We start from the raw sequence: 18,351 nt of genomic DNA, 5'->3' as shown, positions 1-18,351 counted from the left end.
GTTTCGTGATTCGGATGCCAAAATTCAGGCGTCTTCTGGTTATAATCGTAGTACGCTACGTGGTTATAAATTGAAAAGCAATATCTGTGCCTTTCTTTCAAATTAGGATACCTGTTGATGGCAAAAGCAAAAACGGCTTACGTTTGTAATGAGTGTGGTGCTGACTTTATGCGCTGGCAAGGGCAGTGCACCGAGTGTGGTGCCTGGAACAGCATTACAGAAGTCCGGTTGGGGGTGACAAAAACCGCAGGTACCCGTCAGGGCTATGCCGGCGCTGCTCAGGCCAGGGTAATGCGGCTGGATGAAGTGGATTTGCAGGATGTGCCCCGCTTCAGCTCTGGTTTTACTGAGTTTGACCGGGTACTTGGCGGTGGCATTGTGCCCGGCTCTGCCATTTTAATTGGTGGCGCGCCAGGCGCTGGTAAAAGTACCCTGTTACTGCAATTAATGTGTGGCTTAGCCGAGCACGGAAGTGCTCTGTATGTTACCGGCGAGGAATCATTACAACAGGTGGCTATGCGGGCCCAACGGCTGGGGCTGCCCAGCGGCAAGTTAAACATGCTGGCAGAAACCAATGTTGAAACTGTTTGTTTGCTGGCACAGCAGGAAAAACCCCGGATTATGGTTATTGACTCTATCCAGGTTATGCATCTGGCTGATATCCAGTCAGCACCAGGCAGTGTGTCGCAGGTAAGAGAAAGTGCTGCATATCTTACCCGTTTTGCTAAACAACATAACATCGCAATAATTATGGTAGGCCATGTCACTAAAGACGGCTCGCTGGCCGGGCCGAAAGTGCTGGAGCATTGTATTGACTGCTCTGTAATGCTGGAGGGCGATACAGATAGCCGTTATCGCACATTACGCGGCAATAAAAACCGTTTTGGTCCGGTTAATGAGCTGGGCGTATTTGCCATGACTGGCCAGGGCATGAAAGAGGTGAAAAACCCCTCGGCAATATTTTTGACCCGGGGCAAAGAGGATCAGTCTGGCAGCATTGTTATGGTGCTGTGGGAGGGCACCAGGCCCTTGTTAGTTGAAATTCAGGGCCTGGTTGACCACTCGCCCCTTAATAATCCGCGGCGGGTTACCCTGGGGATGGAGCAGAACAGGATCTCGATGCTGCTTGCTGTAATGCATCGCCATGCCGGTATTCAGATGGCCGACCAGGATGTGTTTGTAAATGTGGTTGGCGGCGTTAAAGTTAACGAAACCAGCGCTGATTTAGCTACTTTGCTGGCATTGGTATCAAGTTTTCGGGATAAACCGCTGCCGAACGATTTAGTGGTATTTGGCGAAGTGGGGCTGGCCGGGGAGATCAGACCGGTACCAAGCGGGATTGAGCGCTTAAAAGAAGCGGCCAAACATGGCTTTAAACGGGCTATTGTGCCAATGGCGAATAAACCAAAAGAGCAAATTAACGGTATGGAAGTTGTGGCAGTATCGAAATTAGCGGAAGCACTTGAAGCTATTTAGTTTTTAAATAATAAGCCATAAAAAAACCCGGTGTTAACCGGGTTTTTTTATCAGAAACGATTGTTTGCCGGGAAATTATGTTTTAACACCTTGTAGGTGTCCGTTTTAAGCTTGTCCAGACCAAGCTTTTCATAACTTTCAACCATCACTTCCAGGGCTTGCTCTACATAAGGCGAGTCACGATAGTACTCTACTACGTATTTACCCCGGTTAGCTGCTGCCAGATAAGCACCACGGCGCATATAATAATCTGCAATCAACAATTCATGGCGGGCCAGAGTGTCTTTAATCTGTACCATTCGTTTTTTGGCTTCAGTACTGTATTTACTGTTAGGGTAGCTGGTAACCAGAATTTTGAAATCGTCGAAGGCCTGACGGGTACTGCTAAGATCGCGGTCGGCACGATCAATCCCAAAAAACTCCTGAAAACTGTTTTCATCGGCCTTCAGGTTTGCCAAGCCACGCATGTAGTAGACGTAGTCTAAATCAGGCTGGTTAGGGTTCAGCCGGATGAAACGGTCGATACTGGCCAGTGCCTGCGGCAAATTGCCGCTTTTGTAGTAAGCAAAAATTAAATCAAGCTGCACTTGCCGTGCCAGCGGGCCAAACGGATAACGCGATTCAACTGCCTGCAATAACTCAACAGCCCTGTTGTATAAGCCATTGTCCAGTACTTCCTTTGCCTGCTGATACATTGCCTGGGCGGTTTGGGTACTTGGTTCAGGCTGAGAAGGCTTGCCGGCACAGGCGCTTAACACTAAAGATACAACAACTATCAGTAAAAAATTCGCTTTCATGTAAAAATCCGTAACTACTTGGCTAAATGGCTGTCTAGTCGGGTGTAAAATCGCTAAAATAACCGCTATTGCGATTCTACCCCAGATAAGTTGGGGTTGCACACAGGATAACTGCTTCCGTCATGACAAAACAGATAAAACTTTCACAAATCGTCCCTGACCACTTTTATGGTAAGCGCTTAGATCAGGCTTTAGCCGAAATGTTCCCGGATTATTCGCGTTCCCGTATAAAAGAATGGATCCTGGCCGATGCTGTGCAGTTGGATAACAACATCCAGAATTTGCCAAAGTTTAAAGTGGTGGGTGGTGAGCAGGTTGATATTGTTGCAGATATTACAGAAGAACAGCGTTTTGATGCAGAGCCGATAGCACTTGATATTCTGCATGAAGATGAACATATTCTGGTAATAAATAAACCTGCTGGCCTGGTTGTACACCCTGGTGCGGGCAATGCCGATGGTACCTTGCTTAATGCGCTGTTGCATCATTGCCCTGCAATTGCTCAGGTGCCCCGTGCCGGCATCATCCATCGACTGGATAAAGACACCACTGGTCTGATGGTTGTTGCCAAGACTATTCCAGCGCAGACTCATCTGGTGGAAGCGATGCAGGCGCGGGAGATTACCCGGGAATATGAAGCTATCTGTTACGGCAAAATGACCGGAGGTGGTTTTGTTAATCAGCCGATAGGCCGTCATCAGACCAAGCGCACCCAGATGGCCGTTATTGACGGTGGTAAACCGGCCGTTACGCATTACCGGGTAATGGAAAAATACCGGGGGCACACCCGTTTAAGATTACGGCTGGAAACGGGCCGTACTCATCAAATCAGGGTGCATATGGCATTTATCAACCATTCGCTGGTTGGCGACCCGGTTTATGGCGGTAGGCCACGGCCGCCGCGTAAAGCAGCGGAGAGTTTGCTGGTAATGTTACGCAACTTTAAACGTCAGGCTTTGCATGCCGCTATGCTGCGTCTGGCGCACCCGATAACCAGCGAAATTCTGGAATGGCATGCGCCATTGCCCGATGATCTGGTGGAGCTTAATGCCGCACTTCGGGCTGACACTCAATTGCATGGTATGGACGAAGCCTGAAATGCTAACCCCCGACTGGCCGGCACCACATAATGTTAAAGCTGTCTGCTCAACCCGCAGCGGCGGTTGCTCCACCGGGCAGTATCAAAGTTTGAATCTGGGGGCTCATGTCGGAGACAACGCTCTTGCTGTCAGCCGCAACCGTCAGCTTTTTCAGAATTGGGCAAAAATGCCGGGCCCGCCTGTCTGGCTAAATCAAACCCATAGTACTGATTGCATCACGCTGGTTTCAGAAATGCATCCGGGCTGTGATGCCGATGCCAGCTTCAGTAACCAACCCGGCTTAGTTTGCACAGTGATGACAGCCGACTGTTTGCCTGTGCTGATTTGCAATGAAGCCGGAACTGAAATCGCTGCAGTGCATGCTGGCTGGCGTGGCCTGTGCGATGGCGTGATCGAAAACACAATGCGCTTATTCAGCAAGCCATCGGGGTGCATGGCCTGGCTTGGGCCAGCAATCAGCCAGCCGGTATTTGAAGTTGGTGCAGAAGTACGTGCTGCGTTTATTCAGCAGGATCCGCAGGCTGCCAGTGCTTTTATTGCAGGCAAGCAGGATAAATGGCTGGCCGATTTATACTTACTGGCCCGACAACGCCTGGCCCATTCAGGGCTAACCATGGTTTATGGTGGCCAGTATTGCACTTATCAGCAACCAGCTGATTTTTTCTCTTACCGGCGCGATGGCCTGACGGGCAGGATGGCCGCCGCTATCTGGCTGGAATAAGCCCGTTAGCATCAAACACGGCTTTTTTCTGATCCAAGTCAAATTTTTGACGTTTGTTGCTTGATATTTGCTCAGTATCACCCAATCTTACTACACATCAAGGTTACATGATGTGGAGCTAAGCATGCGTTTAGACAAATTTACCAGTAAATTTCAGGAAGCCATTGCCGACGCGCAGTCGTTGGCACTGGGCCGTGATCAGCAGTTTATTGAACCTGTTCATCTGATGTTTTCCCTGTTAAATCAGGAAGGTGGCACTGTTCGGGATCTGCTGAATAAACTTGCCATTAATTTTAATGAGCTACGGGCAAAAGTCAGTAAAGCCATTGAACGCTTACCGCGGGTGGAGGGTGAAGGTACCAATCTGCAGTTGTCGACGGCTACTGCCCAGCTATTGCAGCAATGCGATAAGTTTGCCCAGAAGCGTAAAGATCAGTTTATTTCCAGTGAACTGTTTGTGCTGGCGGCTACAGAGGATAAAACTGAACTTGGCAACATTCTGCGGTTGCTGGGGGTAACAAAAGAGAAGGTAAACGCTGCTATTGACGACATCAGGGATGGTCAGAAAGTGGATGACCCGAATGCTGAAGACAGCCGCCAGGCACTCACCAAGTATACTATCGATCTGACCGCCCGCGCTGAAGCCGGCAAACTTGACCCGGTCATCGGCCGGGATGAAGAAATCCGCCGCTGTATCCAGGTATTGCAGCGGCGCACCAAAAATAACCCGGTACTGATTGGTGAACCCGGTGTTGGTAAAACCGCCATTGTTGAAGGGCTGGCGCTGCGGATAATTAACAAGGAAGTACCTGAAGGCCTGAAAAACAAGCGGGTGTTGTCACTTGATATGGGGTCGCTGCTGGCAGGTGCCAAATACCGGGGCGAATTTGAAGAGCGGTTAAAAGCTGTGTTAAATGAACTGGCCAAAGAAGAAGGCCAGGTCATTTTATTTATTGACGAAATTCATACCATGGTTGGAGCGGGCAAGGCGGAAGGCGCAATGGATGCCGGCAACATGCTAAAGCCTGCTCTTGCCCGCGGTGAGCTGCATTGTCTGGGGGCAACTACATTAGATGAATACCGTAAATATATTGAAAAAGATGCTGCACTGGAGCGTCGCTTTCAGAAAGTTCTGGTGGAAGAGCCTAGCGTAGAAGACACCATCGCTATTTTGCGTGGTTTAAAAGAGCGTTATGAGTTGCATCACGCGGTTGAGATTACCGACCCGGCCATTGTGGCCGCCGCCACCTTGTCACATCGCTATGTCAGCGATCGGCAGTTACCGGATAAAGCGATAGATTTAATTGATGAAGCCGCGTCCAGTATCCGGATGCAGATGGATTCAAAACCGGAAGAGCTTGATCGGCTGGAACGACGGATTATTCAGCTGAAACTGGAAGATAATGCGCTGGCAAAAGAGTCAGATGACGGCAGTAAAAAGCGCCGGGAGATTATTCAGGAGCAAATTCAGGAGTTAGACCAGAATTATAACGAGCTGGACGAAGTCTGGGAGTCAGAAAAGGCAGCACTGCAAGGCACTCAGAATATTAAAGCTGAGTTGGAGCAGGCCCGGCTGGATCTGGAAGTGGCCCGCAGGGTTAGCGACTTACAACGGATGTCCGAGCTGCAGTATGGCCGTATTCCTGAGCTGGAAAAACGGCTTGATCTGGCTAGTCAGGCAGAAATGCAGGAGATGACGCTACTTCGGCATAAAGTTACTGAGCAGGAAATTGCTGATGTGTTGTCAAAAGCCACCGGCATTCCGGTCAGTAAAATGCTGGAAGGTGAGCGTGACAAGCTGTTACGAATGGAAGATGCGTTGCATGCTACTGTAGTGGGGCAGCATGAGGCGGTAGCGGCAGTTGCTAATGCGATACGCCGGTCGCGGGCTGGCCTGGCCGATCCGAACAAACCTATTGGTTCTTTTTTGTTTCTGGGCCCGACCGGGGTAGGTAAAACCGAACTAACCAAGTCACTGGCACAGTTTTTATTCGACAGCCCGGACGCCATGGTGCGGATTGATATGTCTGAGTTTATGGAAAAACATGCGGTATCCAGGCTGGTGGGCGCGCCGCCGGGCTATGTCGGTTATGAAGAGGGCGGTTATTTAACAGAGGCGGTGCGCCGCAAACCTTACTCGGTGATCCTGCTGGATGAGGTAGAGAAAGCGCATCCGGATGTGTTTAATATTTTGCTGCAGGTGCTGGATGATGGCCGGTTAACCGATGGCCAGGGCCGCACAGTCGACTTTAAAAACAGTGTAATTATTATGACGTCCAATCTGGGTTCTGATTTAATTCAGGAACACTATCAGGAGTACAGCTATCAGCAAATGAAAGACATGCTGATGGGCGTGCTGAGTAAGCAGTTCCGGCCAGAGTTTCTAAACCGGTTAGATGAGGCGGTTGTGTTTCACCCGCTGGGTACTGGCCAGATTAAGAAAATTGCCCGAATTCAGCTGGGCAGGCTGGAAAAGCGGTTGCAGGATCGCCAGTTTGAACTTGAGGTTACTGAAGCGGCTCTGGAACAACTGGCAGCGGTGGGCTTTGATCCATTATTCGGCGCCAGACCGTTAAAACGGGCGATTCAGCAACATCTGGAAAACCCGTTGGCCCAGACGTTATTACAGGGGACTATACTGCCGGGGGCGACAATTAAAGTTGATCATGATGGCGGGCAATTTGTCATTAGCAGCTAGCCGATAGGTTACGTCAGTAAGTTGCAGGCATCAGGCGAACTAAGTGTTGTCTGGTGCCTGGACTTTTCAGACCGTCATATCTAAAGCCGGCATCAAAGGCTACCAATGGCTTCTGAGTTGAAAGTACAGCAAGTTTAGTCCTTTGCCTATCCATGTTAAGGTAAGTCCCTTATAATCTAATCATTGCTAATCAAAACAGATCTTTTATGACAGATTCAAAAAATACTGATACCAGCCCGCGCAAGGGCATTTACCTGCTGCCAAATCTTCTGACGACAGGGGGGCTGTTCGCCGGGTTTTTCGCTATTGTCTCTTCAATGAATGGCCATTTTGAAGCTGCAGCGGTTGCTATTTTTGTGGCAATGGTTTTCGACGGCCTCGATGGCCGGGTTGCCCGGCTGACCAATACCCAAAGTGAATTCGGCGCCCAGTACGACAGTATGTCGGATATGTTGTCATTTGGGGTTGCGCCATCATTGGTAGCTTATAATTGGGGGCTGGCAGATTTAGGCAAATTTGGCTGGCTTGCTGCATTTATTTTTGTGGCATGTGCCGCGCTGCGCCTGGCGCGCTTTAATGCAAATTTAAGTGTTACTGACGGTCGTTTTTTTCAGGGGTTGGCCAGCCCGGCTGCGGCGGCCATTATTGCGGGTATGGTTTGGACCGGCTCTATTTATGAGGTTGACGGTGACAACATTGGTTATCTGGTTGGCTTATTAACCATTGTTACTGGCTTACTGATGGTAAGCAATTTCCGCTACCATTCATTTAAAGATGTTAACTGGCGCGATAGGGTATCGTTTCTGGCAATCTTGTGTGTGGTGCTGGTTTTTGTGGTTATCGCTGCCCGCCCGGCAGAAATGTTGTTCGGTATTTTCTTTATTTATGCCTGTTCCGGGCCCGTTACCACTATTCGTAGTGTGCGTAAGCTAAAGTTAGAACATGTGGTGGGGGATACCAATGACGCAGATTTTGCTGATGAGTTACAAGAACGGAATGACGCAGTCAAAGTTGACGAGCCGGACAATGAACCCCGGCCGTAGCATTGTTTTCTGACTGATAATTTTTCACTATAAATGCCGTTACTTTAAATAGTAACGGCATTTATATTTCAGCAAACACATTTATTTAAGCCATTAATAACATTGCTCCCATCCAGCTTTTGAGCGCACTGTGGAGACAAAGAGATTGTTGAATTTACTTTGGCACGTTAAATTAGCAGGCAAGCTTGAGATTTTAAGATCGCCACCCCATGTTGGATGGCACAATTTAAAAGTAAGGGTCGCACTTGGCTGATATCCTGCAACACCGTCTGCATGCGCTGGCGTCCAATGAAAATAAAGATGCTATAGTTGGGATAAAACGGGGTATTGAGCGCGAAACCCTGCGAATTAATAACAATGGTAGCCTGGCGCTATCACCGCATCCAGCCAGTTTGGGAGCGGCATTAACTCACCCCTGGATTACTACGGACTTTTCAGAGTCGCTGCTCGAGTTTATAACACCTGCCAGCGACAGTATTGACACCACGCTGGCGCAGCTGTCCGATATTCATCGATACACGGTAAAGCATCTGACAAACGAAGGCCTTTGGCCTGCGAGTATGCCGTGCTTTATTGACGAGAGCACCACAATACCATTAGCGCAATATGGCAGTTCTAATGTTGGCAGAATGAAAACGCTGTACCGTAAAGGTTTGCACAATCGTTATGGTAGTATGATGCAGGCTATTAGTGGCGTGCATTATAATTTTTCGTTACCTCAAAGTTTTTGGCGGCTTTATCAGAAGCAGCTTGCGGACAGTAGCCCGCTTCAGGATTTTATTTCAGAGCAATATCTGGCCCTTATTCGTAATTATAAACGCCATGCCTGGCTAATTGTGTACTTGTTTGGCGCTTCCCCGGCAATGTGTAAATCGTTTCTGGCCGGTCGCAGCTCACGTTATCAGTTTCAACAGTTGGGCAGCGGTACCTTATATCTACCCTATGCCACATCATTGCGAATGAGCGATTTGGGATACACCAACAGCGCACAGTCCAGCCTGAGTATCACTTATAATAGCTTACCGGAGTACATTGCTGGGTTGCACAATGCAGTAAGTCAGCCATCAGCAGAGTATCGGAATATAGGAGTTAAAAAAGATGGTGAGTATCAGCAACTAAATGGCAATGTGCTACAGATCGAAAATGAATTTTATTCGACTATCCGGCCGAAAAGAACGACTGAGTCTGGTGAGCGGCCTACTTGTGCGCTGGCAAAACGTGGCGTTGAGTATATTGAAGTAAGGGCGCTGGATGTTAACCCGTTTAGCCCGGTGGGTATTAATGCAGAGCAAATGCGCTTGCTGGACATTTTTTTGCTTTATTGTTTATTGCACGACAGCCCGCCGTTGTCAGATGAGCAACAAACCGTCACTGAACAGAATCTGCGAAAGGTTGTCACCGACGGCCGGCGGATTAATCTTGAATTAGTTCAGGATGGTTCTAACCGGTTAATGCTCGATTGGGCTGAACAGATATTTGCCGATATGATGCCAATTGCAAACTGGCTGGACGAGGCCTATCAGAGTACCGGGTATCAGGCGGCATTAAAGCAGTATTATTTATGTTTGCTGGATCCTGCTCAAACCTTTTCAGGTAAGCTGTTAAATCAATTGTTATCGACCCAGCAGGACAATGGCCTCTTTATGTTGGCAAAAGCAGAGCAGTATCGCGAGCAGCTACTAAATGAAGATTACCAGCACTACACTGCAGAAGATTTTGCTGCAGCCGTAACGGAGTCTGTGGCTAAGCAACAGCAAATTGAAGCGGCCGATAGCATGAGTTTTGATGACTATATTGCCGGGTATTTTGCAGAAGTACCTGAATGCAGTTAGCTGCAAGTGTTAAAGGTGTTAGCTGCCAACAGCAAAGGTAACAGCAAAAAAAGCGGCTGCCATAAGGCAGCCGTCAAAAGGAGAATCCAGGGAAAAACAAAAACTTGGTTTGCATCCATTCAAGCTGTTAGAATCAACGTGATGAAGAAAGTTCAGTTCAGTGATAAATTTGTGAAAAAAACAGTTGCAGTGGCATTAGCGGTAACACTTGCCGGCTGCAGCACACCTCCTCCTCAGAATACCTCTGATATTTGTGAAATATTCCGGGAAAACCGTTCCTGGTACAAAGCCGCCGCTGCCGCCAGCGATAATTGGGGCATGCCAATAGCGATTCCAATGAGCATTATGTACCAGGAAAGCAGTTTCAAACATAATGCCCGGCCCCCAATGCGCTGGTTTCTTGGGTTTATTCCCTACGGCCGTGCCAGTTCAGCTTATGGCTATTCACAGGCTAAAACGGTTACCTGGGATGAGTATGTAACAGAAGCTGATCGGTTCTGGGCCAGTCGCAACGATTTTGCTGATGCTATCGATTTTATAGGGTGGTACATGGATAAAACCTATCGCCTGAACAAAGTGTCGAAATGGGATGGCTATAACCAGTATCTTAATTATCACGAAGGATGGGGAGGCTACCGGCGTGGCAGCTATAAAAATAAAGCCTGGCTTTTGACCGTAGCACGCCGGGTTGATGATCGGGCAAAGATATACAGTGCCCAGCTAAGAAAGTGTGAGAAAGATTTACAGCGGGGTTGGCTGTGGCGGCTGTTTTTTGAGTAATGTCGCCATTGTTTGCCGGATGCTAACGGGTTTTTCAGATAACAACAGGCTTTGACATTAACGGGTACAATTTTACTGTGCTGGCTTTTTTGCAGTTGCCTTTTTCGGGTTAACTAACAGCCGGACACTTTTAATCATATTATCCTGTACATCTACAATTTCCATTGGGTAGCCTTTAAGTTTTACACTAAGCCTGCCCTGAGGTATTTCTTCCAAATATTCCAGAATTAAGCCGTTCAGGGTCTTGGGACCATCTGTTGGCAGGTTCATTTTCATTTCCCGGTTTAAATCACGCAGGTTAATACTGCCATCAATAAGCAGGGTACCATCTGGCTGGGCGACGATATCCTCGTTAGTGTCTTCAGCGATATCAGTAGTAAATTCGCCTACCACCTCTTCTAAAATATCTGCCAGGGTTACTAACCCCTGGATATCACCATATTCATCGACTACCAGGCCTATCCGATCTTTAGCGCCCTGAAACTTTAACAGCTGGGTGTTAAGTGGCGTACCTTCCGGAATAAAATAGATTTCGCTGGCGGCGCGCAGCAGGGATGCTTTGGTCAGTTGTTCTTTAATCAATAAACGCATCAGCTCACGCGGATGAACGAAGCCAATCGCATCGTCTATGTTATCTCTGAACAGTAAAATACGACTGTACTGAAAGTTAGCCAGCTGCCGCTCAATGTCTTTCCAGTCGTCGTTGATATCGATACCCACAATTTCATTGCGCGGGATCATAATGTCTTCAACAGTGGCATTTTCCAGATCCAATACGCCCACCAGCATATTCTGATGCTGCTCCGGGATCAGCGCCCCGGCCTCATAAACTACGGTGCGCAGCTCTTCGGCACTTAAACTGTTACCCTGGTGTTTCTCCGGGCTGACACCCAGCAAGTTAAGCAGGCCGTTAGTTACTTTATTCAGTGCCCAGACGAAAGGGTAAAAAATCTTTAGTAATACTGATAGTACTGCAGAGGTTGGTAGTGCTACTTTTTCAGGATGTAACGCTGCCAGCGTTTTCGGTGTGACTTCTGCGAAAATTAAAATAATCACAGTCAGGGCGATTGGTGCAATGGCAAGGCCATAATCGCCATATAACCTGACACCGATAATTGTTGCTACCGTTGACGCGAAGATGTTAACCAGGTTATTGCCAATCAGGATCAAACCAATCAGGCGGTCTGGCCGTTTTAATAAACGACTAACCCGGAGAGCTGCCTTGTTTTTTTCGTTAGTAAGATGTTTTAGGCGGTAAGGGTTAACAGACATCATGCCTGTCTCAGAGCCTGAAAAATAAGCGGAAAGCACAATAAGCACGCCTAATATTATAAACAGCGTACTAGTCGATATGTCGTCCAAGAGCTAAATACCTTTATTGCCAAACATCAATTTGCATCTTAACAGTACTTCAGCGCCAGACGCTATTAAAAACCAACAAATTAACCCAGACGGTCAATTATTACCTCTTTAACAAAGCGGCTGCCAAAATAGCCCAGAGTTAACAAGCAGGTGCCAATGACCGTTAACGTTATGGCGGTGCGGCCACGCCAGCCTTTCCTGGCATGGCCCCAGCACAGACTGACAAAAACCAGAAAAGCCAGCGCACTGAGTATGGTTTTGTGCAGATTGGCTTTTGCCAGCCAATTTTCAATAAATACCACGCCTATAGCCAGAGCAAGACCCAGTAACACCGTACCGGCCATCAGCAGCCTGAACTGAATGGCTTCTGCCTGCATTAGCGGTGGCAGATACTGGCTGACTGGCGTGAAATCTTTTTGCTTAAGCCTGGAGCTGATGTAACTCACCTGAAATGAATATAGCGTTGCCATGGTTAAAACCACATAAGCCAGAAAGGCCAGGGTAATGTGTACCAGCAGGCTGATATTTTGTTCAAAGTGCTGCAATTGCAAATCCTGAGGCACTAATAAGGTGGCAATTTGCATTAGTGCGGCAAAACCGTAGACCACAGGTAATAGCAATACAGTGGGAGTCCGAAGCGCAGTGACGGTAACGGCCACTGTCACCAGCCAGCACACCAGTGAGCTGACATTAATTAAACTGAAATTCTGGCCAGCCGGGGTAAACAGGGTTTGGGTCAGGGCCAGCATATGCAATACCAGACCAAGGATGCCGGCGCTGAACATTAATTTAAAATGAGGACCTTTAGGGTGAAATAACCGCATTAACACTGAGCCTGTCGCCAGCAGATACGCCGCAAATGCGAAGATAGGAAGCAGTCCGGTCATTATTAACAATCCTGTTATTCAGTTGGTTAGCTATTGTATGGTAACTGTTTACTAATGCCCAGTAGTTATAGCTGGCAGTTATCTCTGATAATGGGTTATGACAACTTTAGCACGTGATAAGCGGCTGACGTAACCGGCATGCTGCGTTATAATCGGCGCAATAAATGAATACGGATAATAAAAATGTTTGAGAACCTGTCCGATAGGTTAAGCAGAACCTTAAAAAATATCAGTGGCCGCGGCCGGCTGACTGAAGACAATATTAAAGACACCCTGCGTGAAGTGCGAATGGCATTGCTGGAAGCCGACGTTGCCTTGCCGGTTGTGCGGGACTTTGTCGCCAATGTTAAAGAGCGCTCGGTAGGGCTTGAGGTTAGTAAAAGTCTGACTCCCGGCCAGGAGTTTCTGAAAATTGTCCGTAAAGCCCTGGAAGAGGCGATGGGCGAGGCCAATGAAGAGCTGGCGCTGAATACTCAACCACCGGCAGTCGTGTTGATGGCAGGTTTACAGGGGGCCGGTAAAACCACCTCGGTAGCGAAGCTGGCAAAGTTTTTAAAAGAACGGAAAAAGAAAAAAGTCCTGGTGGTATCAGCAGATATTTACCGGCCGGCTGCAATTAAGCAGCTGGAAACGCTGGCTGCAGATGTTGGAGTAGAGTTTTTCCCAAGCGATTTAAGTCAGCAGCCGGTGGCCATTGTTAACGCCGCCATTGCCCATGCCCGCACCCGTATTTTTGATGTGCTGCTGGTCGACACCGCCGGTCGATTACATGTCGACGATGACATGATGAACGAAATTAAAGCATTACATGCAGCGGTTAAACCAATTGAAACCTTGTTTGTGGTTGATGCCATGACCGGCCAGGATGCCGCCAATACCGCTAAAGCCTTTAATGAAGCATTGCCACTTACCGGGGTTATTTTAACCAAGGTCGACGGTGATGCCCGTGGTGGTGCGGCGTTATCTATCCGCCATATTACCGGTAAACCTATTAAGTTTCTGGGTACCGGTGAAAAAACTGATGGTCTGGAGCCGTTCCACCCGGATCGGATAGCCTCGCGCATTCTTGGTATGGGCGATGTGCTGAGTTTAATCGAGGATCTGGAACAGAAAGTCGATAAAGACAAAGCGGCGAAAATGGCCCAGAAGATGATGAAAGGTAAAGGCTTTTCATTGGAAGACTTTCGGGACCAGCTGGTACAGATGCGTGGCATGGGTGGCATGATGTCAATGATGGATAAGCTGCCCGGTATGAAAAACCTGCCGGCCGGTGCTGCTGGTCAGTTGGATGACAAGCAGTTTATCCGGATGGAAGCAATCATTAATTCAATGACTCCGAAAGAGCGCAATTATCCGGATTTAATCAAAGGCTCACGTAAGAAACGAATTGCTGCCGGTTCTGGCTGTCAGGTGCAGGACATTAATAAGTTGCTGAAGCAGTTTATGCAGATGCAGAAAATGATGAAACAAATGTCCGGTAAAGGCGGCTTAATGAAAATGATGCGGGGCATGGGCGGCAAACTGCCCCCGGGGATGTTGCCACCACGCTAAACGTTTCACAGAACGGCTGCAAAGCCTGAAATGGCTTGCATTTGCAGCAAAAATCCGTACAATGCAGCAGCCCTTCAGTCTGACTGGGGGGCTTTATTATTTTTTAAAACCTGAACGATTATTTTTAGAGGACGGTATGGTAACTATTCGTTTACAACGTGGTGGCGCGAAAAAGCGTCCATTTTACCAAGTTGTGGTAGCGGACAGCCGTTTTGCTCGTGACGGCCGCTTTATTGAGCGCGTGGGTTTCTTTAACCCAATCGCTGGCGGTACTGAAGAGAAACTGCGTCTGGACCTGGAACGTGTTGATCACTGGGTAGCACAAGGTGCTGCATTAAGTGACCGCGTTGCAAACCTGGTAAAAACCGCTAAGAAAGCAGCTGCTTAATTAGCAACTTGGTGTGGAGTAGTAACCTTGAGTGACAAAGACGACAAAGACTTAGTTGTCCTTGGTAGGTTCGGTGCCGTTTACGGCATTAATGGCTGGCTTAAGGTAGTTGCTTACACCGATATCCCGGAAGGGATTTTTGACTACACACCCTGGCAAATTAAATTGCAGGGTAACTGGCAACCGGTGCAGGTTTCAAGCTGGAAGCGCCATAGTAATGGCCTGATAGCGAAGCTGGACGGCATTAGTGACCGTGATATTGCCCAGCGTTATGTTAATGCTGAAATAGCGGTAACTGCGCAAACGCTGCCTTTATTAGAAGATGGCGAATACTACTGGAAAGATCTTATGGGTCTGGCAGTAGTAAATGAAGCGGGTTATCACTTAGGTGAAGTCTCGGACATGATGGAAACGGGCTCGAATGACGTTATTGTTGTTAAAGCCAACCGGACAGATGCATTTGGTAAAAAAGAGCGTTTGTTGCCGTTTTTAACCGATACAGTGGTAAAAAGCGTCAACCTGGCTGAAAAGCGGATTATTGTTGACTGGGACCCGGCGTTTTAATGCAGCAAAACACTAAACTCTGGCTTGGCGTAGTAACGTTATTTCCAGAGATGTTTGATGCAATAACGCAATACGGAGTAACCGGCCGGGCAGTAAAGCAGGGCATTATGCGGTTACAGTGCTTTAACCCGCGGGATTTTACCACGGACAAGCATCGTACTGTTGATGACCGGCCTTATGGTGGTGGTCCGGGCATGTTAATGATGGTTCAACCCTTGACCGAAGCAATTCGGGCGGCAAAACAAGCCGCAGGGGGTAAGGTTCACACCATTTACTTATCGCCGCAAGGCCGTAAGTTAGATCAACAAGGTGTGACTGAGCTGGCCACGCACGATAAGCTACTATTAGTAGCTGGCCGTTACGAAGGCATTGATGAACGCGTAATTGAAAGCGAAATTGACGAAGAATGGTCAGTGGGTGATTACGTGTTAAGTGGAGGCGAGTTGCCGGCGATGACACTGATTGATGCAGTATCTCGCTTAGTACCTGGTGTACTGGGGCACGACTTATCCGCAGTGCAGGATTCATTTTCTGAAGGCTTGCTGGATTGTCCGCATTATACCCGGCCTGAGGTGTTAGCCAATAAACAGGTGCCGTCAGTTTTGCTGAGCGGTAACCACGAAGAAATCAGACGCTGGCGTTTGAAGCAGGCCCTGGGAAGGACCTGGTTAAGACGGCCAGATATATTAAAACCCCTGGCTCTGACTAAGGAGCAACGCAAATTACTGGCCGAGTTTCAACAGGAACACCAGGCGTTGCAGCAGCAAGATAGTTAATTCCAGGTAAAGTGAGATTGTTATGAGCAAAGTTAGCCAAAACATCATCAAGATGCTTGAAGATGAACAGTTAAAGCAAGACGTTCCAGCGTTCGCGCCGGGCGACACTGTTGTGGTTCAGGTAAAAGTAACAGAAGGCGACAAAAGCCGTCTGCAGGCGTTTGAAGGCGTAGTTATCGCTAAGCGTAACCGCGGCCTGCATTCAGCCTTCACCGTCCGTAAAATTTCTAATGGCGAAGGTGTTGAGCGTGTATTCCAGACGCACAGCCCGCTGGTAGACAGCATCACCGTTAAACGTCGTGGTGCGGTTCGCCGTGCTAAGCTTTACTACTTACGCGATCGTTCAGGTAAATCAGCGCGTATCCGCGAAAAGCTTAACTAAGCAAACCTTTAAGGCCGGCTTATGCCGGCCTTTTTCTTATGACAGATTGTCAACCGCCACTTACCGAGCCTGTACTGCAGCTGCTGAAAAACCAGCTGGCCAGCCTGATCCTCTCTGCTTTATCTGATTCCAAAGACCACAGTCTGACTGAACAGTACTTAATGTCCTGCCTGGGGCTTAAGCTGAGTACGGAAACTGAAATAAGTCCCGATTTACAACGTTTTCAGCAACACTTTGTGTTGTACCATTTGTTGTATCGGCTGCAAACAGAGTGGCTTGCCACGGGTGAAGGCTTGCTTGATATTGGCCTGGCAAAAGTACGCTTCGTTAGCGCCGCATCAGCTTGTCCCACAGCCCTTAATGTGAGTAAAGACAATAGCAGCCGGCGTGAATACTACACAAACTGGCAAAACTTTTACGCCATGAGCGAGCAATTGCTGGATGAGTATCTGACCCAGTTCTGGCAGCATTACAGTAAAGGTCAGGTGGATCCTGCTCAGCTATCGGCGCAACAGGCGCAGCATCTGCTTAAGCTGCAGCCTGGTTTTACCCTGACTGACTTAAAAAGAGCCTACCGCAGTCAGGCTTTGTTACTCCATCCCGATCGGTCAACGGGTAATGCTGAAAAATTCAGGCAAATCCAACAGGCATATCAGCAGCTATTGCAACAGCTCCCATAATACATCCTTCGTTGTATATATAAGTTTACATTAATTTTTATATCTCAAATTCTAAAATTTCTCGTGTTTATTGACTTCTAGCGGGTTGACGCTGCCTGCCAAGATCTTTAGTATGCACTTTTCGTATCTAATTAATTACGTGCTGTATATAAAAGTTTACATCAAAGCGTCAGACCAGTCTTTCCGTCGTTTTTATCTATGCTTAAACGCCAGCACATTGGTATTTTTATGGAGTTAGCATGAGCCAGATCGTCGATGATTTAAGAATAGTGGCAACCAAGCCACTAAGCCCACCTGCAGTAATGAAAAAAGCTCTGCCATTGTCAGAGCAGGGGGCTGACTTTGTCGCCCGTGCCCGGGCTGATATTGCCAATATAGTGCATGGCAGAGACAAGCGGCTGCTAGTGGTTACCGGGCCCTGTTCTATTCATGATCCGGTGGCAGCCATTGAATACGCCACCAAGTTAAAAGCCTTGCAGCAACAGTACATCGATAGTTTGTACATTGTTATGCGGGTATATTTTGAAAAGCCCCGCACTACAGTAGGCTGGAAAGGATTTATTAACGACCCGCACCTGGATGACTCGTTTGATCTGGAAACCGGTTTAACCTGGGGCCGGGAGCTGTTATTAAAAATGGTGGAAATGGAACTACCTACCGCAACTGAGGCGCTGGATCCAATCAGCCCGCAATATTTATCTGACTTGATTAGCTGGGCAGCAATAGGTGCCCGCACGGTTGAGTCGCAAACCCACCGGGAAATGGCAAGTGGCCTGTCAATGCCCGTTGGCTTTAAAAATGGCACCGATGGCAATTTAAATGTGGCGTTAAATGGTTTGCAGTCTGCCGCCAGCGGCCACAGTTTTATTGGTATTAATCAGCGCGGCGAAGTTAGCCTGGTGCAAACCGCCGGCAACCCCGATGGCCATATTATTTTGCGCGGTGGCGTTAAGCCTAATTACGATGCTGACAGCATTAACGCGGCACTGGCAGAGCTGGATAAACTGAATTTACCACACGGTATCGTAGTGGATTGCAGCCATGGTAACTCGAATAAAGATCATAACCGCCAGCCGGCAGTTGCTGAAGCGGTGTTATCGCAGCGACTGGCAGGCACCGAGGCTATCATTGGCATTATGCTGGAAAGCCATTTGTTTGGTGGTCGCCAGAATTTAACCAATGGTAAGGCAGAACACTACGGCATGTCGGTAACCGATGCCTGTATTGACTGGGAAACTACTGCGCAGCTACTGGCCAGTTTGCACCAGCAAATGCAGAGCCTGGTAGCAGCTGCCTAGCATCTTTGAATAAAAG

General features: G+C 48.2%; 17 protein-coding genes. 14 read left to right on the top strand and 3 right to left on the bottom strand.

Going from position 1 to position 18,351, the window contains the following annotated elements; all coding sequences use genetic code 11:
• Nucleotides 1–117 precede the first annotated feature (117 nt).
• Nucleotides 118–1,476: a DNA repair protein RadA gene (gene radA, locus KQY15_RS07175; protein WP_217668496.1), complete on the top strand. Its 1,359-nt coding sequence runs from the start codon at nt 118–120 to the stop codon at nt 1,474–1,476.
• A gap of 50 nt (nt 1,477–1,526) precedes the next feature.
• Here radA and KQY15_RS07170 read toward each other — a convergent pair whose 3' ends face one another.
• The gene (locus tag KQY15_RS07170) at nt 1,527–2,273 is read right to left on the bottom strand and encodes an outer membrane protein assembly factor BamD (protein WP_217668495.1); all 747 of its coding nucleotides are present in this window, start codon (nt 2,271–2,273) and stop codon (nt 1,527–1,529) included.
• Nucleotides 2,274–2,395: 122 nt separating this feature from the next.
• Between KQY15_RS07170 and rluD the strand changes: the two genes are divergently transcribed.
• From rluD to KQY15_RS07140, 6 genes are all read left to right on the top strand, one after another.
• Entirely contained in the window at nt 2,396–3,370 is a 975-nt protein-coding gene (gene rluD / locus KQY15_RS07165; protein ID WP_217668494.1) for a 23S rRNA pseudouridine(1911/1915/1917) synthase RluD, read from the top strand.
• Nucleotide 3,371: 1 nt separating this feature from the next.
• Nucleotides 3,372–4,094, top strand: coding sequence for a peptidoglycan editing factor PgeF (gene pgeF, locus KQY15_RS07160; RefSeq protein ID WP_217668493.1), 723 nt, complete (start codon nt 3,372–3,374; stop codon nt 4,092–4,094).
• A 124-nt stretch (nt 4,095–4,218) separates the two neighbouring features.
• The gene (gene clpB, locus KQY15_RS07155) at nt 4,219–6,792 is read left to right on the top strand and encodes an ATP-dependent chaperone ClpB (protein WP_217668492.1); all 2,574 of its coding nucleotides are present in this window, start codon (nt 4,219–4,221) and stop codon (nt 6,790–6,792) included.
• 206 nt (nt 6,793–6,998) lie between these two features.
• Nucleotides 6,999–7,835 (top strand): CDP-diacylglycerol--serine O-phosphatidyltransferase, encoded by an 837-nt coding sequence (gene pssA / locus KQY15_RS07150; protein WP_217668491.1) that lies wholly within the window; start codon nt 6,999–7,001, stop codon nt 7,833–7,835.
• Nucleotides 7,836–8,080: 245 nt separating this feature from the next.
• Nucleotides 8,081–9,667, top strand: coding sequence for a glutamate--cysteine ligase (gene gshA / locus KQY15_RS07145; RefSeq protein WP_217668490.1), 1,587 nt, complete (start codon nt 8,081–8,083; stop codon nt 9,665–9,667).
• A 141-nt stretch (nt 9,668–9,808) separates the two neighbouring features.
• Nucleotides 9,809–10,447: a transglycosylase SLT domain-containing protein gene (locus KQY15_RS07140; protein WP_217668489.1), complete on the top strand. Its 639-nt coding sequence runs from the start codon at nt 9,809–9,811 to the stop codon at nt 10,445–10,447.
• Between the two features lie 72 nt (nt 10,448–10,519).
• On the opposite strand, the gene KQY15_RS07135 is transcribed toward KQY15_RS07140, so the two are convergent.
• Both KQY15_RS07135 and KQY15_RS07130 read right to left on the bottom strand, forming a co-directional pair.
• The gene (locus tag KQY15_RS07135; RefSeq protein WP_217668488.1) at nt 10,520–11,809 is read right to left on the bottom strand and encodes an HlyC/CorC family transporter; all 1,290 of its coding nucleotides are present in this window, start codon (nt 11,807–11,809) and stop codon (nt 10,520–10,522) included.
• A gap of 80 nt (nt 11,810–11,889) precedes the next feature.
• Entirely contained in the window at nt 11,890–12,696 is an 807-nt protein-coding gene (locus KQY15_RS07130) for a cytochrome C assembly family protein (RefSeq protein ID WP_254795490.1), read from the bottom strand.
• A gap of 183 nt (nt 12,697–12,879) precedes the next feature.
• Here KQY15_RS07130 and ffh point away from each other — a divergent pair, with 183 nt between their 5' ends.
• The 7 genes from ffh (at nt 12,880) to KQY15_RS07095 (ending at nt 18,335) form a co-directional block, all read left to right on the top strand.
• Complete coding sequence (ffh, locus tag KQY15_RS07125; protein ID WP_217668487.1) at nt 12,880–14,247, top strand: signal recognition particle protein; 1,368 nt, start codon at nt 12,880–12,882, stop codon at nt 14,245–14,247.
• Nucleotides 14,248–14,383: 136 nt separating this feature from the next.
• On the top strand, nt 14,384–14,635 hold the full coding sequence (gene rpsP, locus KQY15_RS07120) for a 30S ribosomal protein S16 (RefSeq protein ID WP_026349270.1): 252 nt from the start codon (nt 14,384–14,386) through the stop codon (nt 14,633–14,635).
• Nucleotides 14,636–14,662: 27 nt separating this feature from the next.
• Complete coding sequence (rimM, locus tag KQY15_RS07115; RefSeq protein ID WP_217668486.1) at nt 14,663–15,199, top strand: ribosome maturation factor RimM; 537 nt, start codon at nt 14,663–14,665, stop codon at nt 15,197–15,199.
• Entirely contained in the window at nt 15,199–15,975 is a 777-nt protein-coding gene (trmD, locus tag KQY15_RS07110; protein WP_217668485.1) for a tRNA (guanosine(37)-N1)-methyltransferase TrmD, read from the top strand. The genes rimM and trmD overlap by 1 nt, the downstream gene beginning before the upstream one ends.
• A gap of 22 nt (nt 15,976–15,997) precedes the next feature.
• Nucleotides 15,998–16,357, top strand: coding sequence for a 50S ribosomal protein L19 (rplS, locus tag KQY15_RS07105; RefSeq protein ID WP_214000649.1), 360 nt, complete (start codon nt 15,998–16,000; stop codon nt 16,355–16,357).
• 38 nt (nt 16,358–16,395) lie between these two features.
• Entirely contained in the window at nt 16,396–17,037 is a 642-nt protein-coding gene (locus KQY15_RS07100; RefSeq protein ID WP_217668484.1) for a DNA-J related domain-containing protein, read from the top strand.
• A gap of 239 nt (nt 17,038–17,276) precedes the next feature.
• The gene (locus KQY15_RS07095; protein ID WP_217668482.1) at nt 17,277–18,335 is read left to right on the top strand and encodes a 3-deoxy-7-phosphoheptulonate synthase; all 1,059 of its coding nucleotides are present in this window, start codon (nt 17,277–17,279) and stop codon (nt 18,333–18,335) included.
• Nucleotides 18,336–18,351 lie beyond the last annotated feature (16 nt).

It is taken from the genome of Arsukibacterium indicum, assembly GCF_019100565.1.
Lineage (GTDB): Bacteria > Pseudomonadota > Gammaproteobacteria > Enterobacterales > Alteromonadaceae > Alishewanella > Alishewanella indicum.
This window is presented reverse-complemented; position numbering and strand designations above follow the sequence as displayed.